This is a genomic window from Streptomyces sp. NPDC047081, from assembly GCF_040643775.1.
In the GTDB taxonomy this organism is placed as follows: Bacteria; Actinomycetota; Actinomycetes; order Streptomycetales; family Streptomycetaceae; genus Streptomyces.
Map to the genome: position 1 here is coordinate 179,752 of NZ_JBEYUY010000005.1, position 14,312 is coordinate 194,063.

The 14,312-nt window shown below is 71.1% G+C and carries 18 protein-coding genes and 1 riboswitch; of the genes, 9 read left to right on the forward strand and 9 right to left on the reverse strand.

The features are described 5' to 3' along the window. Positions 1-176: 176 nt before the first annotated feature. Positions 177-584, forward strand: coding sequence for a hypothetical protein (locus ABZ848_RS11580; protein WP_360829103.1), 408 nt, complete (start codon positions 177-179; stop codon positions 582-584). Positions 585-593: 9 nt separating this feature from the next. Here the strand turns inward: ABZ848_RS11580 and bioD are convergent, their stop codons facing one another. Genes bioD through bioB form a run of 3 tightly spaced genes read right to left on the reverse strand, consistent with a single transcriptional unit; the run spans position 594 to position 3,766 of the window. Then, entirely contained in the window at positions 594-1,310 is a 717-nt protein-coding gene (bioD, locus tag ABZ848_RS11585) for a dethiobiotin synthase (protein WP_360829106.1), read from the reverse strand. A 1-nt stretch (position 1,311) separates the two neighbouring features. Then, positions 1,312-2,592, reverse strand: a complete 1,281-nt coding sequence (locus ABZ848_RS11590) for an adenosylmethionine--8-amino-7-oxononanoate transaminase (protein ID WP_360829109.1) — start codon at positions 2,590-2,592, stop codon at positions 1,312-1,314. Beyond that, positions 2,585-3,766, reverse strand: a complete 1,182-nt coding sequence (gene bioB, locus ABZ848_RS11595; protein WP_360829112.1) for a biotin synthase BioB — start codon at positions 3,764-3,766, stop codon at positions 2,585-2,587. Before bioB ends, ABZ848_RS11590 begins: the two co-directional genes overlap by 8 nt. Before the next feature lie 178 nt (positions 3,767-3,944). On the opposite strand from bioB, the gene ABZ848_RS11600 reads away from it, so the two are divergent. Continuing rightward, positions 3,945-5,072, forward strand: a complete 1,128-nt coding sequence (locus ABZ848_RS11600; RefSeq protein ID WP_360829115.1) for an 8-amino-7-oxononanoate synthase — start codon at positions 3,945-3,947, stop codon at positions 5,070-5,072. A 41-nt stretch (positions 5,073-5,113) separates the two neighbouring features. Here ABZ848_RS11600 and ABZ848_RS11605 read toward each other — a convergent pair whose 3' ends face one another. Together ABZ848_RS11605 and ABZ848_RS11610 are read right to left on the reverse strand one after the other, a co-directional pair. Beyond that, positions 5,114-5,341, reverse strand: a complete 228-nt coding sequence (locus ABZ848_RS11605; RefSeq protein WP_360829118.1) for a DUF397 domain-containing protein — start codon at positions 5,339-5,341, stop codon at positions 5,114-5,116. 9 nt (positions 5,342-5,350) lie between these two features. After that, complete coding sequence (locus tag ABZ848_RS11610; protein ID WP_360829121.1) at positions 5,351-6,211, reverse strand: helix-turn-helix transcriptional regulator; 861 nt, start codon at positions 6,209-6,211, stop codon at positions 5,351-5,353. 212 nt (positions 6,212-6,423) lie between these two features. On the opposite strand from ABZ848_RS11610, the gene ABZ848_RS11615 reads away from it, so the two are divergent. After that, positions 6,424-6,882: an ATP-binding protein gene (locus ABZ848_RS11615; RefSeq protein ID WP_360829124.1), complete on the forward strand. Its 459-nt coding sequence runs from the start codon at positions 6,424-6,426 to the stop codon at positions 6,880-6,882. A gap of 51 nt (positions 6,883-6,933) precedes the next feature. Here ABZ848_RS11615 and ABZ848_RS11620 read toward each other — a convergent pair whose 3' ends face one another. The 3 genes from ABZ848_RS11620 to ABZ848_RS11630 form a co-directional block, all read right to left on the reverse strand. Next, positions 6,934-7,407 carry a C40 family peptidase gene (locus ABZ848_RS11620; protein WP_360829127.1) on the reverse strand — a complete coding sequence of 158 codons (474 nt, stop codon included), beginning with the start codon at positions 7,405-7,407 and terminating at the stop codon, positions 6,934-6,936. Between the two features lie 3 nt (positions 7,408-7,410). After that, a riboswitch (cyclic di-AMP (ydaO/yuaA leader) is annotated at positions 7,411-7,598 on the reverse strand. Positions 7,599-7,961: 363 nt separating this feature from the next. Next, positions 7,962-8,270, reverse strand: a complete 309-nt coding sequence (locus ABZ848_RS11625; RefSeq protein ID WP_360829129.1) for a hypothetical protein — start codon at positions 8,268-8,270, stop codon at positions 7,962-7,964. A gap of 7 nt (positions 8,271-8,277) precedes the next feature. Continuing rightward, positions 8,278-8,913: an ATP-dependent Clp protease proteolytic subunit gene (locus ABZ848_RS11630; protein WP_360829132.1), complete on the reverse strand. Its 636-nt coding sequence runs from the start codon at positions 8,911-8,913 to the stop codon at positions 8,278-8,280. Between the two features lie 63 nt (positions 8,914-8,976). On the opposite strand from ABZ848_RS11630, the gene ABZ848_RS11635 reads away from it, so the two are divergent. Continuing rightward, positions 8,977-9,255: a type II toxin-antitoxin system Phd/YefM family antitoxin gene (locus ABZ848_RS11635; protein WP_360829135.1), complete on the forward strand. Its 279-nt coding sequence runs from the start codon at positions 8,977-8,979 to the stop codon at positions 9,253-9,255. A gap of 90 nt (positions 9,256-9,345) precedes the next feature. Here ABZ848_RS11635 and ABZ848_RS11640 read toward each other — a convergent pair whose 3' ends face one another. Next, complete coding sequence (locus ABZ848_RS11640) at positions 9,346-10,359, reverse strand: ABC transporter permease (RefSeq protein ID WP_360829138.1); 1,014 nt, start codon at positions 10,357-10,359, stop codon at positions 9,346-9,348. Between the two features lie 116 nt (positions 10,360-10,475). On the opposite strand from ABZ848_RS11640, the gene ABZ848_RS11645 reads away from it, so the two are divergent. The 5 genes from ABZ848_RS11645 to ABZ848_RS11665 all read left to right on the forward strand — a co-directional run bounded on the left by ABZ848_RS11645 (position 10,476) and on the right by ABZ848_RS11665 (position 14,278). Further along, entirely contained in the window at positions 10,476-11,126 is a 651-nt protein-coding gene (locus tag ABZ848_RS11645; RefSeq protein WP_360829141.1) for a TetR/AcrR family transcriptional regulator, read from the forward strand. Between the two features lie 88 nt (positions 11,127-11,214). Then, positions 11,215-11,517, forward strand: a complete 303-nt coding sequence (locus tag ABZ848_RS11650) for an urease subunit gamma (RefSeq protein WP_010355509.1) — start codon at positions 11,215-11,217, stop codon at positions 11,515-11,517. A 9-nt stretch (positions 11,518-11,526) separates the two neighbouring features. Next, positions 11,527-11,838, forward strand: coding sequence for an urease subunit beta (locus tag ABZ848_RS11655; protein WP_360829144.1), 312 nt, complete (start codon positions 11,527-11,529; stop codon positions 11,836-11,838). Further along, a complete protein-coding gene (locus ABZ848_RS11660; RefSeq protein ID WP_360829148.1) occupies positions 11,831-13,552 on the forward strand; it encodes an urease subunit alpha in 1,722 nt (573 codons plus the stop codon). Before ABZ848_RS11655 ends, ABZ848_RS11660 begins: the two co-directional genes overlap by 8 nt. Before the next feature lie 51 nt (positions 13,553-13,603). Continuing rightward, the gene (locus ABZ848_RS11665; protein WP_360829152.1) at positions 13,604-14,278 is read left to right on the forward strand and encodes an urease accessory UreF family protein; all 675 of its coding nucleotides are present in this window, start codon (positions 13,604-13,606) and stop codon (positions 14,276-14,278) included. Positions 14,279-14,312 lie beyond the last annotated feature (34 nt).

Sequence of the window (14,312 nt, forward strand, 5' to 3'; positions counted from 1 at the left end):
CGATGATGGACGAAGGGGCCTCGGGGCGGGGAGAGTCCGGCGTTCCTCCCGGGCCGGGACATTCTCCCGGCCGGCCGGGAAAGTCCCTCGATGCGCCCCGCGCGGCGGGTCCGGGATGCTCGCCGCACCGGCCACCGCGAAGGTGGCGCCCTCAACACCCGGACGGGGGAAGCGAGATGACACAGACGGCACCGGTGACAGTGCTCACCCGCAAGAACAGGACCGGTCTCGCGCTGGCCGCGGTCCTCGGCCTGCTGGACCTGACGAACCTTTTCGACGTCCCGGTGGAGAGCTCGGACCCCGACGCGGCCGGACCGCCCCAGGGCATCGTGATCGCGGACGGCATCCTGGGCGTGATCACGCTGGTCGCCGTCTGGTTCGCCTGGCGCAGGGCCGACCGGACCGCGTCCCGTGTCGTCGCGGGATCACGGATCCTGTCGGTGATCACATCCCTTCCGGCGCTGTTCGTCAGCGGGGTTCCGGCGTGGGTGGTGGCCCTGGTGGCGGTCTCCGTGATCGCCAGCGTCGTGGTGATCGCCCTCGTGCTGTCGCGCCCCGCACCGCAACCGGGCGCCGCCGCCTGAGAGTTGCCTCTACGGCGCTTCCCGCTCCCGGAAGGCCTCCGGATCCCACGTCCCGTCCAGCCGCGGTGCCAGCCAACCCGGCGCCGCCGCGCGGAAGTCGGCGGGGGCGAGGGAGCCCGCGCCCATCGGGAGCGCGCCCAGCAGAGGGGCCCCGGCGACCTCCGAGAGGTCCGTGATGTTGCAACGCATCGCGAGATCCAGGGAGTCGGGCCAGCAACCGATGACGACGCCCAGCAACTCCAGGCCCCGGCCCCGCAGTTCACGTGCCGTCAGCTCGGTCGTGTTCAGGGTGCCCAGGCCCGCCGACGCCACCACCAGCACCGGCGCCCGCAGCAGTTGCGCCGCGTCCGCCAGCGTGCCGCCGGCCTGGTCGAAGCGGACGAGCAGCCCGCCCGCGCCCTCGACCAGCACCAGGTCGTGCTCGGTGGCCAGCTTGGCCGCCGCCTCGGCGACGTCCTGCGGCCGCACCGGCGTCATCCCGGCCCGCCGCGCGGCCGTCGCCGGTGCCAACGGCTCGGGATAGCGGGCGAGTTCGGCCGACGTCACGCCACCCGCGAGCCGCGCCACCTCCTGCGCGTCCCCGGCCTCGTCAGGCCGTACGCCCGTCTGCGCGGCCTTCAGCACGGCCACCGAGCGGCCCGCCGCCACCGCCGACGCGGCGACCGCGGCCGTCGTGACCGTCTTGCCGACCTCGGTTCCGGTCCCCGTGATCACCAGTACCGGCATGTCATCCCTCCCGCGCCGCCGCGCACACCGCACGCGCGATCCGCGCCAGGTCCGCGTCGCCGGTGACGTACGGCGGCATCGTGTAGACGAGGTCGCGGAACGGCCGCAGCCACACGCCCTCCCGCACCGCGGCGGCCGTGGCCGCCTTCATGTCGACCTCGTGGTCCAACTGCACGACGCCGATGGCCCCGAGGACCCGTACGTCCTTCACGCCCGGCAGGGCGGCGGCTTCGGCCAGGCCTTCCCGCAGGCCCGCCTCGATCCGCTTGACCTCGCCCAGCCAGTCCTGTCCGAGCAGCAGGCCGAGCGAGGCGCAGGCCACCGACGCGGCAAGGGGGTTGCCCATGAACGTCGGGCCGTGGGCGAGCACCGGGACCTCGCCCCGCGAGATGCCGTCCGCGACCCTCGACGTGCACAGCGTCGCCGCCATCGTCAGGTAACCGCCGGTCAGCGCCTTGCCCACGCACATCACGTCCGGCGTCACCGCCGCGTGGTCGGCCGCGAACAGCGCGCCCGTGCGGCCGAAGCCGGTCGCGATCTCGTCGAACACCAGCAGCACGTCGTGCGCGTCGCACGCCTCGCGCAGCACCCGCAGATACGCGGGGGAGTGGAACCGCATCCCGCCCGCGCCCTGCACCACCGGCTCCACGATCACCGCGGCCAGCTCGTCCGCGTGTTCGGCGATCGCCGCGCGCAGCTGTTCGGCGTACGACTCCTCGTACTCGGCCGGAGGCGCGTCCACGAAGACCTGCCGGGGCAGCACCCCGGACCACAGCTCGTGCATCCCGCCCTCGGGGTCGCACACCGACATCGGCTGCCAGGTGTCGCCGTGGTAGCCGCCGCGCCAGGTCAGCAGCCGCTGTTTGCCACCAAGGCCCAGCGAACGCCAGTACTGCAGGCACATCTTGACCGCGACCTCGACCGACACCGAGCCGGAGTCGGCGAGGAACACGTGCTCCAGGCCCTCGGGTGACATGTCGACAAGGAGCTTCGCCAGGCGTACGGCGGGCTCGTGGGTGAGCCCGCCGAACATCACATGGCTCATCCGGCCGAGCTGCTCGCGCGCCGCCTCGTTGAGCACCGGGTGGTTGTAGCCGTGGATCGCCGACCACCAGGACGACATCCCGTCGACGAGCTCGCCCGAGCCGTCGGCCAGCCGCAGCCGCACCCCGCTCGCCGACTCCACGACGAGCGGGTCGACCCGGCCGGGCATCGGACCGTACGGGTGCCACACATGCCGTCGGTCGAGCTCCAGCAGCTCGGGGACGGGCAGGTCAGGCATTGGGCGCGAGGTCCGTTCCGGCACCACGGCGGCGTACGGCCACCAGGTCCGTGCGGGCCTCGGTCACCGTCGCTGTTGCCGTCCCCGCAGCCGCCGTACCGCAGACTCCGCCACCCGCGTGCGACCCGCACCCGGCGTCCTCGTGCGAGCCGCAGCCGCCGGCCGTCGTAGCCCGGTGCTCGGGCAGCGTGATCTGGTCCGCGCCCTCCACCTCGAAGCCCGCGTCCGCGATCATCTCCAGGTCGGCCTTGCCGGCCTGGCCCTCGGTGGTCAGGTAGTCGCCGAGGAAGATCGAGTTGGCGAGGTTCAGCGCGAGGGGCTGCATCGTGCGCAGGTGCACCTCACGGCCGCCCGCGATACGGACCTCGACGTCCGGGCAGACGAAGCGGACCATCGCCAGGATGCGCAGACAGCGCTGCGGGGTGAGGTTCCACTCCTTGGCCAGCGGGGTGCCCTCGACCGGGATCAGGAAGTTGACCGGCACCGAGTCGGGGTCCAGCTCGCGGAGCGAGAAGACGACGTCGACCAGGTCCTCGTCACTCTCGCCCATGCCCGCGATCAGGCCGGAGCAGGCCGACAGACCGGCCCCGTGCGCCTTGGTCACGGTGTCGACGCGGTCGGCGTACGTGTGGGTGGTGGTGATCTCCCCGTACGTCGACTCGGACGTGTTGAGGTTGTGGTTGTAGGCGTCGGCGCCCGCCTCGCGCAGCCGCTCGGCCTGGCCGTCGGAGAGCAGACCGAGACAGGCGCACACCTCGACGCCCTCGTTCTGCTCCTTGATCGCCTTGATGGTGCCGGCCACCCGGTCCACGTCCCGGTCCGTCGGGCCGCGCCCGGAGGCCACCAGGCAGACCCGCTTGGCGCCGCCCGCGAGCCCGGCCGCCGCGGCCTTGGAGGCCTCGTCCGGCTTGAGCCAGGTGTACTTCAGGATCCCGGTGTCGGAGCCGAGCCGCTGGGAGCAGTAGGAGCAGTCCTCCGGACACAGTCCGGACTTCAGGTTGACGAGGTAGTTGAGCTTCACCCGTCGGCCGAACCAGTGCCGGCGCACCTTGCCGGCCGCGGCCACCACGTCGAGCAGGTCGTCGTCTGAGGTGGCGAGGACGGCAAGAGCTTCCTCGCGGGTCGGCTGCTCGCGCCGAAGCCCCTTGTCCACCAGCGTGTTCAGCAGGTCCATGAGAGCCGATCCTGTCCTACGGACCCGTCCGCGGCCAAGGAGAGAATCAACAAGACGTGCACTTCGTCGTGTGTGTATTGCCACATCCTGGGGTGCGGGGCGTCCGGCTAGTGTCTGTCCATTGCCTACAAAAGGCCCTGCCCGCAAAAGCCCCTGCCCATAAAGCCCCGGAGGAGCCATGGCGTTCGGCTGGATCGACGAACAGGCGGAGCTGCGCCGCCGCGCCGGGCTCGTACGGACCCTCCGGCCGCGCCCGGCCGAGTCCCCGCTGCTCGATCTCGCGAGCAACGACTACCTGGGCCTGGCCCACCACCCGGCGATCGCCGAGGGCGCCGCCGAGGCCGCCCGCACCTGGGGCGGCGGCTCGACCGGCTCCCGGCTCGTCACTGGTACGACGGAGCTGCACACCGAGCTGGAGCGGGAGCTGGCCGACTTCTGCGGCTTCGAGGCGGCCCTGGTCTTCTCCTCCGGCTACGCGGCCAACCTCGCCGCGGTCACCACGCTGGCCCCGCACGGCTCGCTGATCGTCTCCGACGCGGGCAACCACGCCTCGCTGATCGACGGCTGCCGGCTGGCCCGCGGTACCACCCAGGTCGTGCCGCACTCCGACCCGGAGGCCGTGCGCAAGGCGCTGCGCACCCACGAGGGCCCGGCGGTGCTGGTCTCCGACACGGTCTTCTCGGTGGACGGCGACGCCGCTCCGCTGGCCGCGTACGCCGAGGCCTGCCGGGAGCGCGGGGCGGGACTGGTCGTCGACGACGCGCACGGGCTCGGTGTGCTGGGCGACGGCGGGCAGGGGGCGCCGTACGCGGCGGGGCTCGCGGGCGCCGAGGACGTGGTCGTGACCGCCACCTTGTCGAAGTCGCTCGGCAGCCAGGGCGGAGTCGTCCTGGGCCCGGCCCGGGTGATCGACCATCTGGTCAACGCGGCCCGGACGTTCATCTTCGACACGGGCCTCGCCCCCGCGGCGGCGGGCGCTGCCCTGGCGGCGCTCAGGCTGCTTCGGGGCGAGCCGGAGCGCGCGGCACGCGCGCGTGCCGTGGCGGCGGAACTGCACACACGCCTGACCGCCGCGGGTCACGAGGCGGTACGTCCGGACGCCGCGGTGGTCTCGGTTCGTGCGCCGTCCCCGGAGGGGGCCGTGCGGTGGGCGGCCGACTGCCGTACGGCAGGCCTCGCCGTGGGCTGCTTCCGTCCTCCTTCCGTGCCCGACGGCATCTCACGGCTGAGGCTCACCGCCCGCGCGGACCTCTCCGGGGCGCAGATCGAACGCGCTGTACGGGTGATCGGCGAAACGCGACCATGAGTCGGCGTGACACGGCCGTGTGTCGCACGCTGCGGAACTGATCAGGACATGAACGCGGCCGTGAAGCCCGCCCAGCTCTCGGGGGAGAAGAGCAGCGCGGGTCCGGCCGGGTCCTTGGAGTCGCGCACCGCGAGCAGCCCGGCCCAGGGGCCGGAGTGCGGCAGTGCCGTCTCGACGCAGTTGTTCGCTCCGGTGCTGTAGCTGCTGCGCAGCCACCGCACGCCGTGCAGTTCGGTACTTGAAGGTACGTTCCGAGGCAGTGCAGACATGGTGCCTCCTTACGCGCCGTCGACTTTCCCGGCGATGTAATCCAGCGATTCCTCGGGCGAAAGGGCGTGGACCTGAAGGGCGTTGAAGGCCTCCGTATAGGCCTGGAGGTCTTCTTTCCGTTCGAGGTAGAGGCTACTCGTCAAGTGGTCGAGAACAACCACGTCCAGATCAGAAGTGCGCGAAAATGAGAAGATTACGAAAGGTCCTGTGACACCGACATGTGCCCCGGCAGTGAACGGCAGTACCTGAAGCCGCACTTGGGGCAGACGGGCGGCCTCCATGAGCCGCTCCAGCTGGCGGGTCATCACGTCCGGGCCGCCGATCTCCCGGTGCAGCACCGCCTCGTCCAGGACCGCTGCCAGCTCCAACGGCGGATCCGCCCGCAGTACGTCCTGCCGGGCCAGCCGCACCTCGACCAGGGCGTCCAGCCGTTCGTCGTCCAGCCCGTCGACCGCCGCACGGGTCACCGCACGCGCATATTCGGGCGTCTGCAGCAGACCGGGCACCACGGAGGTCTCCAGCGTGCGCATCGCGCTCGCCTGGGACTCCAGGCTGATGAAGTCGCGGTAGGTGGGCGGGAGAATCCCGCGGTAGGCGTGCCACCAGTGGTGCCTGCCACCGCCCTCGTCCGATCCCGCCAACACCAGGAGCAACTCCCGCAGTTGGGAGTCGCCGACGCCGTAGGCGTCCAGGAGTAACCGCACATCGGCCGGTTTCACGCCGCTGGCGCCGGTCTCGATCCGGCTCACCTTCGACTGGTGCCAGCCCACCATCCGGGCCGCCTCGCCACTGGTGAGACCCGCAACCGCGCGCAGCGCACGCAGTTCGGCGCCCAGTTTCCGACGGCGCACCGCGGGACCGTTCTGCATGCGCTACTCCTTACTCCTTCCGGGCCGCCCAAATACGGTCTCCCGTCGCAGAGTTCACCGCTTCGAGCGACAGATATATGCATATCTTGGTGGATCGCCACCGTGACCGGCGCGCTAATGGCAGTCTGGCGGAGAAGCACCAGTCCGGGACCGTACTCGAACCATCCGCTCTGTGTCGGACCCCGGTCCCGCGGGAAAGGGACGACTGCGCCATGGCAGACCATCTGGAAGCATCCGTCACTCTGCCGAGCGAGCCGGCCTCGGTCTCCGCCGCCCGCGGCTATGTGGTCAGCACCCTGGCGGAGTGGGGACTGCCGGCCGACACCGAGGCCGCCGAGACCATCCGCCTGATCGTCTCCGAACTCGCCACCAACGCCGTACAGCACACCTTCGGGCAGTCACCCACCTTCACGGTGGACATCGTCCTCGACCGTGACGAACAGCTGCACATCGGCGTCACCGACAGCCATCCACGCTTCCCCAAACGACTGCCGGCCGCCGTCCAGCAGGACAACGGCCGTGGCATGGTGATCATTCGTTGGCTGGTCGCCGAGTGCGGCGGCAGACTCCGGGTGCGGCCCACCAGAGAGGGCGGCAAGACGGTCTCCATCGAGCTGCCGTGGACCGTACCGGCCCAGCCCCTGTCGGCAGCGGGACAGCAGGAGCCGTGAGGGCCCGCGGGGACGACGGCCTGTCAGGTGGCAGCCGCCCCCGCGGGAGAGTCAGCTGACCCGTCCGTACCAGACGCTTTTCGTCCAGATCTTCTGGAGCCTGACCACGTCCCCGGTCTTGGGGGCGTGCCAGATCTTCCCCTTCCCGGCGTAGATGCCGACGTGGTAGACGTTCGACCCCGAGTGGAAGAACACGAGGTCTCCGGCCTTGCGGCTCTTCGCGGAGACGTGGTGCGTCTTGTTGTACTGCTGGGCCGCCGTACGGGGCAGCTTCTTGCCCGCCTTCTTGAACGAGTACAGCGTGAGCCCCGAGCAGTCGAATCGCTTGGGCCCCGAGGCGCCCCACTTGTAGGGCGATCCCTTCTTGGAGGCCGCGACCTGAAGTGCCTTCGTCGCCGGCGTCGCGGCCGCGGCGTCGGAGGCGACACCCGGGACCACGACGGAGCCGCCCACTGCGGCGATGGTGAACACCGAGGCCGTACCGGCCCGGACCATGAGCGACGGGACACGATTGAGCGCAGTCATGCGCAACCCTTCGTCAGCCGCCTGTGAAGGATGACCTGTCGGATTCGGGCTGGCGAAGTTGCCCGGCCGCTGACGCGGCTTCACCCCAAGGGCTGCTCGGCCCGGTCATGGCGTGACCGTCCCGGCGACCCGTACTGCCTGGGTCCTCCACTCCTGCCGATCCACTCCTGTCGACTCGGTCATCCGGGCGGCGGCAGGACTCGGCGTCCGCCCGGACCGCCCCGCCGCTTCGGCGGGGGCTTGTCGTCAGACAGGGATCTTGACTCACGGATGTCCGAAAATCCCAATGGAATCGGGGATTTGTGTTGTTACTCACCACTCACCCGTTCGGGTGGACACCTCCGTGTTCGAGACGGTGTCGAGGGGGCGAAGGAGCCCCCGACCAGCGACGGAATGTCCTATTCCGCCCGCTGGCTACGCGCGTTGCGCAAGCTTGACGGTCGCTAAAAAGGAGCCGCGACTACTCCGAACGGGGGTACGTCGTTTGGTCCGTTTCGACTCCGGTCCGGACGCTCCGAGTTGGTGACGGACCGTCCGGACCCGGCGAGCGTGCGTCAACTGTCGGAGTGCGGCGGCACGGTGACCCGGGCCGTGCGCCGCTCCCCGTCCAGGACCCTGAGCGCCTGCCTCAGCGTGCTCGCGTGCAGTTCGGTCTCGCCGCGCTGGTGCATCAGCGCCAGCGCGTCCCGCAGTTCGGCCGCCCTGCCCACCAGCGCCTGGGCGGCGCGCAGTCCGCGATAGGTGTCCCCGGGGTGCGCGGGGTTGATCCGGCCGAGCAGGTCGACCACGTCGAGGTAACGGTCGATCAACTCGCCCTCGGCGCGCGTGAGCGCGGGCAGCGGCGGCAGTTCGGGTGGGAGCACCGGCCGCTCACCGCCCGGTCGGCGGCGCGAGGGTGGACTTGCGGTTCGGGATGATCCGGTCGACCAGTCCGTAGTCCACCGCTCCCTGCGCGTCCAGGATGTGGTCGCGCTCGATGTCGGTGCTCACCTGCTCGTGGCTGCGCCCGGTGTGCCGTACGAGCATGTCCTCCAGCCGGCCCCGCAGCCGGATCAACTCGTCGGCCTGGATGGCGAGATCGCTGGCCTGGCCCTGCACCGGGTCGGCCAGCGCGGGCTGATGGATCACCACCCGCACGCCGGGCAGGGCGAGTCGCTTGCCCGGGGTGCCGGCGGCCAGCAGCACCGCGGCCGACGAACCCGCCTGCCCCAGGCAGATCGTCTCCACGTCGCAGTTGACGAACTGCATCGTGTCGTAGATCGCCGACATGGCGGTGAACGAGCCGCCGGGGGAGTTGATGTACAGCGAGATGTCCCGGTCCGGGTCCTGGTACTCGAGGTGCATGAACTGCGCCATCACGTCGTTCGCGGAGGTGTCGTCGATCGGCGTGCCGAGGAAGACGATCCGCTCCTCCAGCAGCTTCGAGTACGGATCCATCGTCTTGTTCCCGAAGCTCGTGCGTTCGGTGAACTCGGGCAGCACATGGCGGGCGGACGGTCGGGTCATGGGTACCCCTCCTTCGGCGTCTGTAAAAAATGTACAGGATGTACGTGACGTTATGATGGGGGTATGGCCTACGAGATTCCGGTGACGCAAGCCAGGGCTGAACTCGCCGACCTGATCAACCGGGTGGTGTACGGCGGTGAGCGCGTCGTCGTGACCCGCCACGGCAAGCCCCTCGTCGCCCTCGTCTCCGCCGCTGACCTGGAACGACTCGACGCGCTCGACCAGCCCGTCGAGGAGCAGGTGATCAGCGCGGTCTCGACCGTGCGCGAGGTCGCGTCCGCTCCCCGCGGACAGCAGCGGTTCGGCATCGCGGCGGAGCACCGCGGGCCCAGCCCTTCGTAGAGGTCGGACCCTTCCCGAGACGCAGAAAGACCGTGTGTCCCCGTCCGCTACAGCGGGGACACACGGTCGGTCCGGTGTGGCGTGGCGGCGTCAGCCGACCGGGGTCAGCTCCCGCGCGCCGACGGGCTCCGCGGCCCGCGCCCGGCCCTTGAGCGCACTGCCGAGCAGTACGGCGCCCAGGCCCAGCGCGGCCCACCAGGTCAGGGTGAGGGCCGGGCCCGTCGCCGCCGCGCCGTCGAAGAACGACACCGAGCGCAGCAGCGTCGTCCCGGCACCCGGCGGCAGCCACTGGCCGATCGTGCCGACGGGCTCCGGCAGCATGCTCGGCGCCGAGGCGGCGCCCGAGAACGGGTTGCCCAGGAACATCACCACGAACGAGACGACCCCGATGCCCGCCGGGCCGGCCAGCGCGGCGAGCCCCGCCACGGCCGCGGCGACCGCCAGCGTCGACAGCCCGAACGTGCCGGCCTCCGCCCACCAGTCGCCGGTCAGCACACCGAGCCAGCTGTGGGCGATCGTGACGGCGACGAGACCGACCAGCGCGGCGGCGCCGACCAGGGCGAGCACGGCCCGGATCCCGCGCAGGCCGATGAAGGTGACCACCCCGCCCGCGATGATCCCGGCCAGCGCGAGGGGCAGCACGCTCGCGTTCAGGGCGGCGCCCCGGGGGTCCTCGGCGGGAGCCGCGACCACGTCGACCGTCGTGACCTCGGTACCGGTCGAGGCGGACTGCTGCGCCACCGCCTGCTGGAGCAGCTGGGCGACGACCGGGCTCGCCGCCGACGCGGTGAGCAGCTCGGGACCCTGGGCGGTGACCACGACGGCGCCGTATACGGTCCGGTCCTCGATGGCGTTCCGGGCCGCGGCCTCGTCGGCGTAGCGGTGGATCTCGAACGCGCCCTTGTGCTGCGCCAGTTGCTTCTCGACCTGGGCCGTGGCGGTGGTGGGGCCGGCCACGCCGAGCGGCAGGTCGCGGGGCGCGGTGCGGGCCGCCGGCCAGGCGAAGGCCCACAGGGCCAGGGCGGCGAGCAGGGGGACGAGGACGACGACCGCGACGAGGCGGCGGGTATGCGTCCGCGGGGCGGTAGCGGAAGCGGTGGACATGGGGACTGTTCCTCTCGGAGCGCTAAAAAGAAGGATCGTTCGTTTTTGCTGTGTCACCACCGTCCCGCCGCTGTGGCCGCTTGTCAAGAAGGAATGTTCGTTTTACTTTGTGGGGCATGGCCCGCGTATCCCAGGAACACCTCGACGCCCGGCGCCGGCAGATCCTCGACGGTGCCGCCCGCTGCTTCGCCCGCAACGGCTTCCATGCGACGTCCATGCAGGACGTGCTGAAGGAGGTCGACCTGTCGGCCGGGGCGGTCTACCGCTACTTCAGCGGCAAGGACGAGCTGATCGCCGCGATCGTCGGCGAAGTGCTCGGCCAGGTCCGCGAGGGTTTCGAGGCGGCGGCCCACAGCACTCCGCCCACTTCTCCCGACCTTCTCGTGACGACGGTCCTGGGGCGCGTCCTGGCGAGCAGGGAGTCCTTGACCGTGGACGGGCGGCCCGCGTTCCCGCGGCTGGTGGTCCAGGTGTGGACGGAGACACTCCGCAACGACGAACTCGCGGCCCTGCTGCGCGAGGGCTACGGCGCCGTGCAGGATGCCTGGACACGCATCGTCGAGGCGTACCAGGACGCCGGGATGATGCGGTCGGACGTGCCCCCGGACCACGTGGCCCGCACCATGATGTCCGCCGCCATGGGGTTTCTCGCGCAGCAGGCCCTGTTCGGGCCGATGCCGGCGGACGTGCTGCGAGACGGTCTACGGGCGTTGATGAGCGTGCAGGATCACAGCTCGGTTAACTTGCTTGAAACTCGGTCCAACTAGCCTGCCGATCCACGCCACCAGGCACTTTGCCCGGCGGCCGCGGCAACCGGACCCCGCACGGTCCGGAGCGAGGACTGTGAGGTGGGACGTGCAACTGACCCCGCACGAGCAAGAGAGGCTGCTCATCCACGTGGCGGCCGACGTGGCCGAGAAGCGCCGGGCCCGCGGGCTGAAGCTCAACCACCCCGAGGCGGTCGCGCTCATCACGTCGCACATCCTGGAGGGCGCGCGTGACGGCCGTACCGTCGCCGAGCTCATGGCCTCCGGGCGCAAGCTGCTCACCCGCGACGACGTCATGGAAGGCATACCCGAGATGATCCACGACGTCCAGGTCGAGGCGACCTTCCCCGACGGCACCAAGCTCGTCACCGTCCATGACCCGATCGTCTGAGGAGGCCTGATGATCCCCGGAGAGATCCTCTTCGCCGACGGTCCGATTGCCTACAACCAGGGCCGTGACGTCACCGGCCTGACCGTCCTCAACGCCGCCGACCGCCCCGTCCAGGTCGGCTCGCACTACCACTTCGCCGAGGCCAACCCCGGTCTGGACTTCGACCGCGCCGCCGCGCGCGGCAAGCGGCTGAACATCCCCGCCGGTACGGCCGTGCGCTTCGAGCCCGGCATCCCCGTCGACGTCGAACTCGTCCCGCTCGCCGGCGCCCGCGTGGTGCCCGGGCTGCGCGGGGAGACCGGAGGTGCCCTCGATGCCTGAGATCTCGCGCGCCGCGTACGCCGACCTGTTCGGCCCGACCACCGGTGACCGCATCCGGCTCGCCGACACCGACCTGCTCGTCGAGATCGAGGAGGATCGTTCCGGCGGGCCCGGACTCGCCGGTGAGGAGGCCGTGTTCGGCGGCGGCAAGGTCATCCGGGAGTCCATGGGCCAGTCGCGTGCTACGCGCGCAGACGGCACCCCCGACACCGTCGTCACGGGCGCGGTGATCATCGACCACTGGGGCATCGTCAAGGCCGACGTCGGCATCCGCGACGGCCGGATCACCGGCATCGGCAAGGCGGGCAACCCCGACACCATGGACGGGGTGCACCCGGAGCTGGTGATCGGCCCGGAGACCGAGATCATCGCGGGCAACGGGCGGATCCTCACGGCCGGCGCGGTCGACGCGCACGTCCACTTCATCTGCCCGCAGATCGCCGACGAGGCGCTCTCCGCCGGCGTCACCACCGTGGTGGGCGGCGGCACCGGACCGGCCGAGGGCTCGAAGGCGACCACCGTCACGCCCGGCCCCTGGCACCTGGCGCGCATGCTGGAGGCGATGGAGCAGTACCCGCTCAACATCGGCTTCCTCGGCAAGGGCAACACCGTCTCGCACGAGGCGATGCTCTCCCAGATCCGCGGCGGCGCCCTGGGCCTGAAGCTGCACGAGGACTGGGGATCCACCCCCGCCGTCATCGACGCCTCGCTGACCGTCGCGGACCAGACGGGCATCCAGGTCGCCATCCACACCGACACGTTGAACGAGGCCGGGTTCGTCGGCGACACCCTCGCGGCGATCGCCGGACGCGGCATCCACGCGTACCACACCGAGGGTGCGGGTGGCGGGCACGCTCCGGACATCATGACCGTCGTGTCCGAGCCGCACGTCCTGCCCAGTTCGACCAACCCGACGCGGCCGTACACCGTCAACACCGCCGAGGAACACCTCGACATGCTGATGGTCTGCCACCACCTCAACCCGGCCGTCCCCGAGGACCTCGCCTTCGCCGAGTCCCGGATCCGCCCCTCGACCATCGGCGCCGAGGACATACTGCACGACCTGGGCGCGATCTCGATCATCTCCTCCGACGCCCAGGCCATGGGCCGCGTCGGCGAGGTGATCCTCCGCACCTGGCAGACCGCGCACGTCATGAAGCGCAGGCGGGGCGCGCTGCCCGGCGACGGACGGGCGGACAACCACCGGGTACGGCGTTACGTCGCCAAGTACACGATCAACCCGGCGCTCGCCCAGGGCCTGGCCCGGGAGATCGGTTCCGTGGAGCGGGGGAAGCTCGCCGACCTCGTGCTGTGGGAGCCGGCGTTCTTCGGCGTCAAGCCCCACCTCGTCCTCAAGGGCGGGCAGATCGCCTACGCGCAGATGGGCGACGCCAACGCGTCGATTCCGACACCGCAGCCGATCCTGCCGCGGCCGATGTACGGAGCGATCGGGCGGGCACCCGCGGCCAACTCCTTCAACTTCGTCGCCCCGTTGGCGATCGAGGACGGGCTGCCGGAGCGGCTCCAGCTCGGGAAGCGGTTCGTGGCCATCGAGTCGACGCGTGGAGTGACCAAGGCCGACATGCGTGAGAACGACGCGCGGCCGCAGGTACGGGTCGACCCCGACAGCTTCGCCGTACACATCGACGGTGAGCTGGTGGAGGCGACCCCGGCGGCTGAACTGCCCCTGGCCCAGCGGTACTTCCTCTTCTGATGAGGGCCGTGATGTTTCCGGTGGTGCCGTGATGTCTCTGGTGGTGCCGTGATGTCGAGAGCCGCACTTCTCGTACTGGCCGACGGCCGCTTCCCCGCCGGAGGGCACGCGCACTCCGGCGGGGCCGAGGCGGCCGTCAAGGCGGGGCGGATCACCGGGGGCGCGAGCCTGGAGGACTTCTGCCGCGGGCGGCTGCACACGGCGGGGCTGGTCTCGGCCTCCCTCGCCGCGGCAGCCGTACTCGGCCTGGACATCCGGGAGTTGGACGCGGCGGCAGATGCCCGCACACCCTCGCCCGCAATCCGGGTCGCCGCGCGGAAACTGGGCCGTCAGCTGTTGCGGGCCGCCCGCGCGACCTGGCCGGGCGATGAACTCGACGCCGTGGCGCGGGAGTTCCCCAAAGGGGCGCATCAGCCGGTGGTGTTGGGCCTGGCCGCCCGTGCCGCCGGACTGGAGGCCGTGGACGCGGCCTACTGCGCGGCCTACGAGAGCGTGAGCGGGCCGGCGAGCGCGACGGTGCGGTTGCTGAGCCTTGACCCCTTCGACGCGACGGGGGCGGTGGCGCGGCTCGCGCCGGAGCTGGACCGTGTCGTGGACCGGGCCGTGGAGGCCGCGCGCCGGGCCGTCGACGACGGGGTCGACGCCCTGCCGGCCGCGTCCGGCCCCCTGTTGGAGATCGGCGCGGAGGCGCACGCCGCCTGGGCGGTACGCCTCTTCGCGTCCTGAGCCCGTCATTCCGAGCCAGCCATTCCGAGCCAGT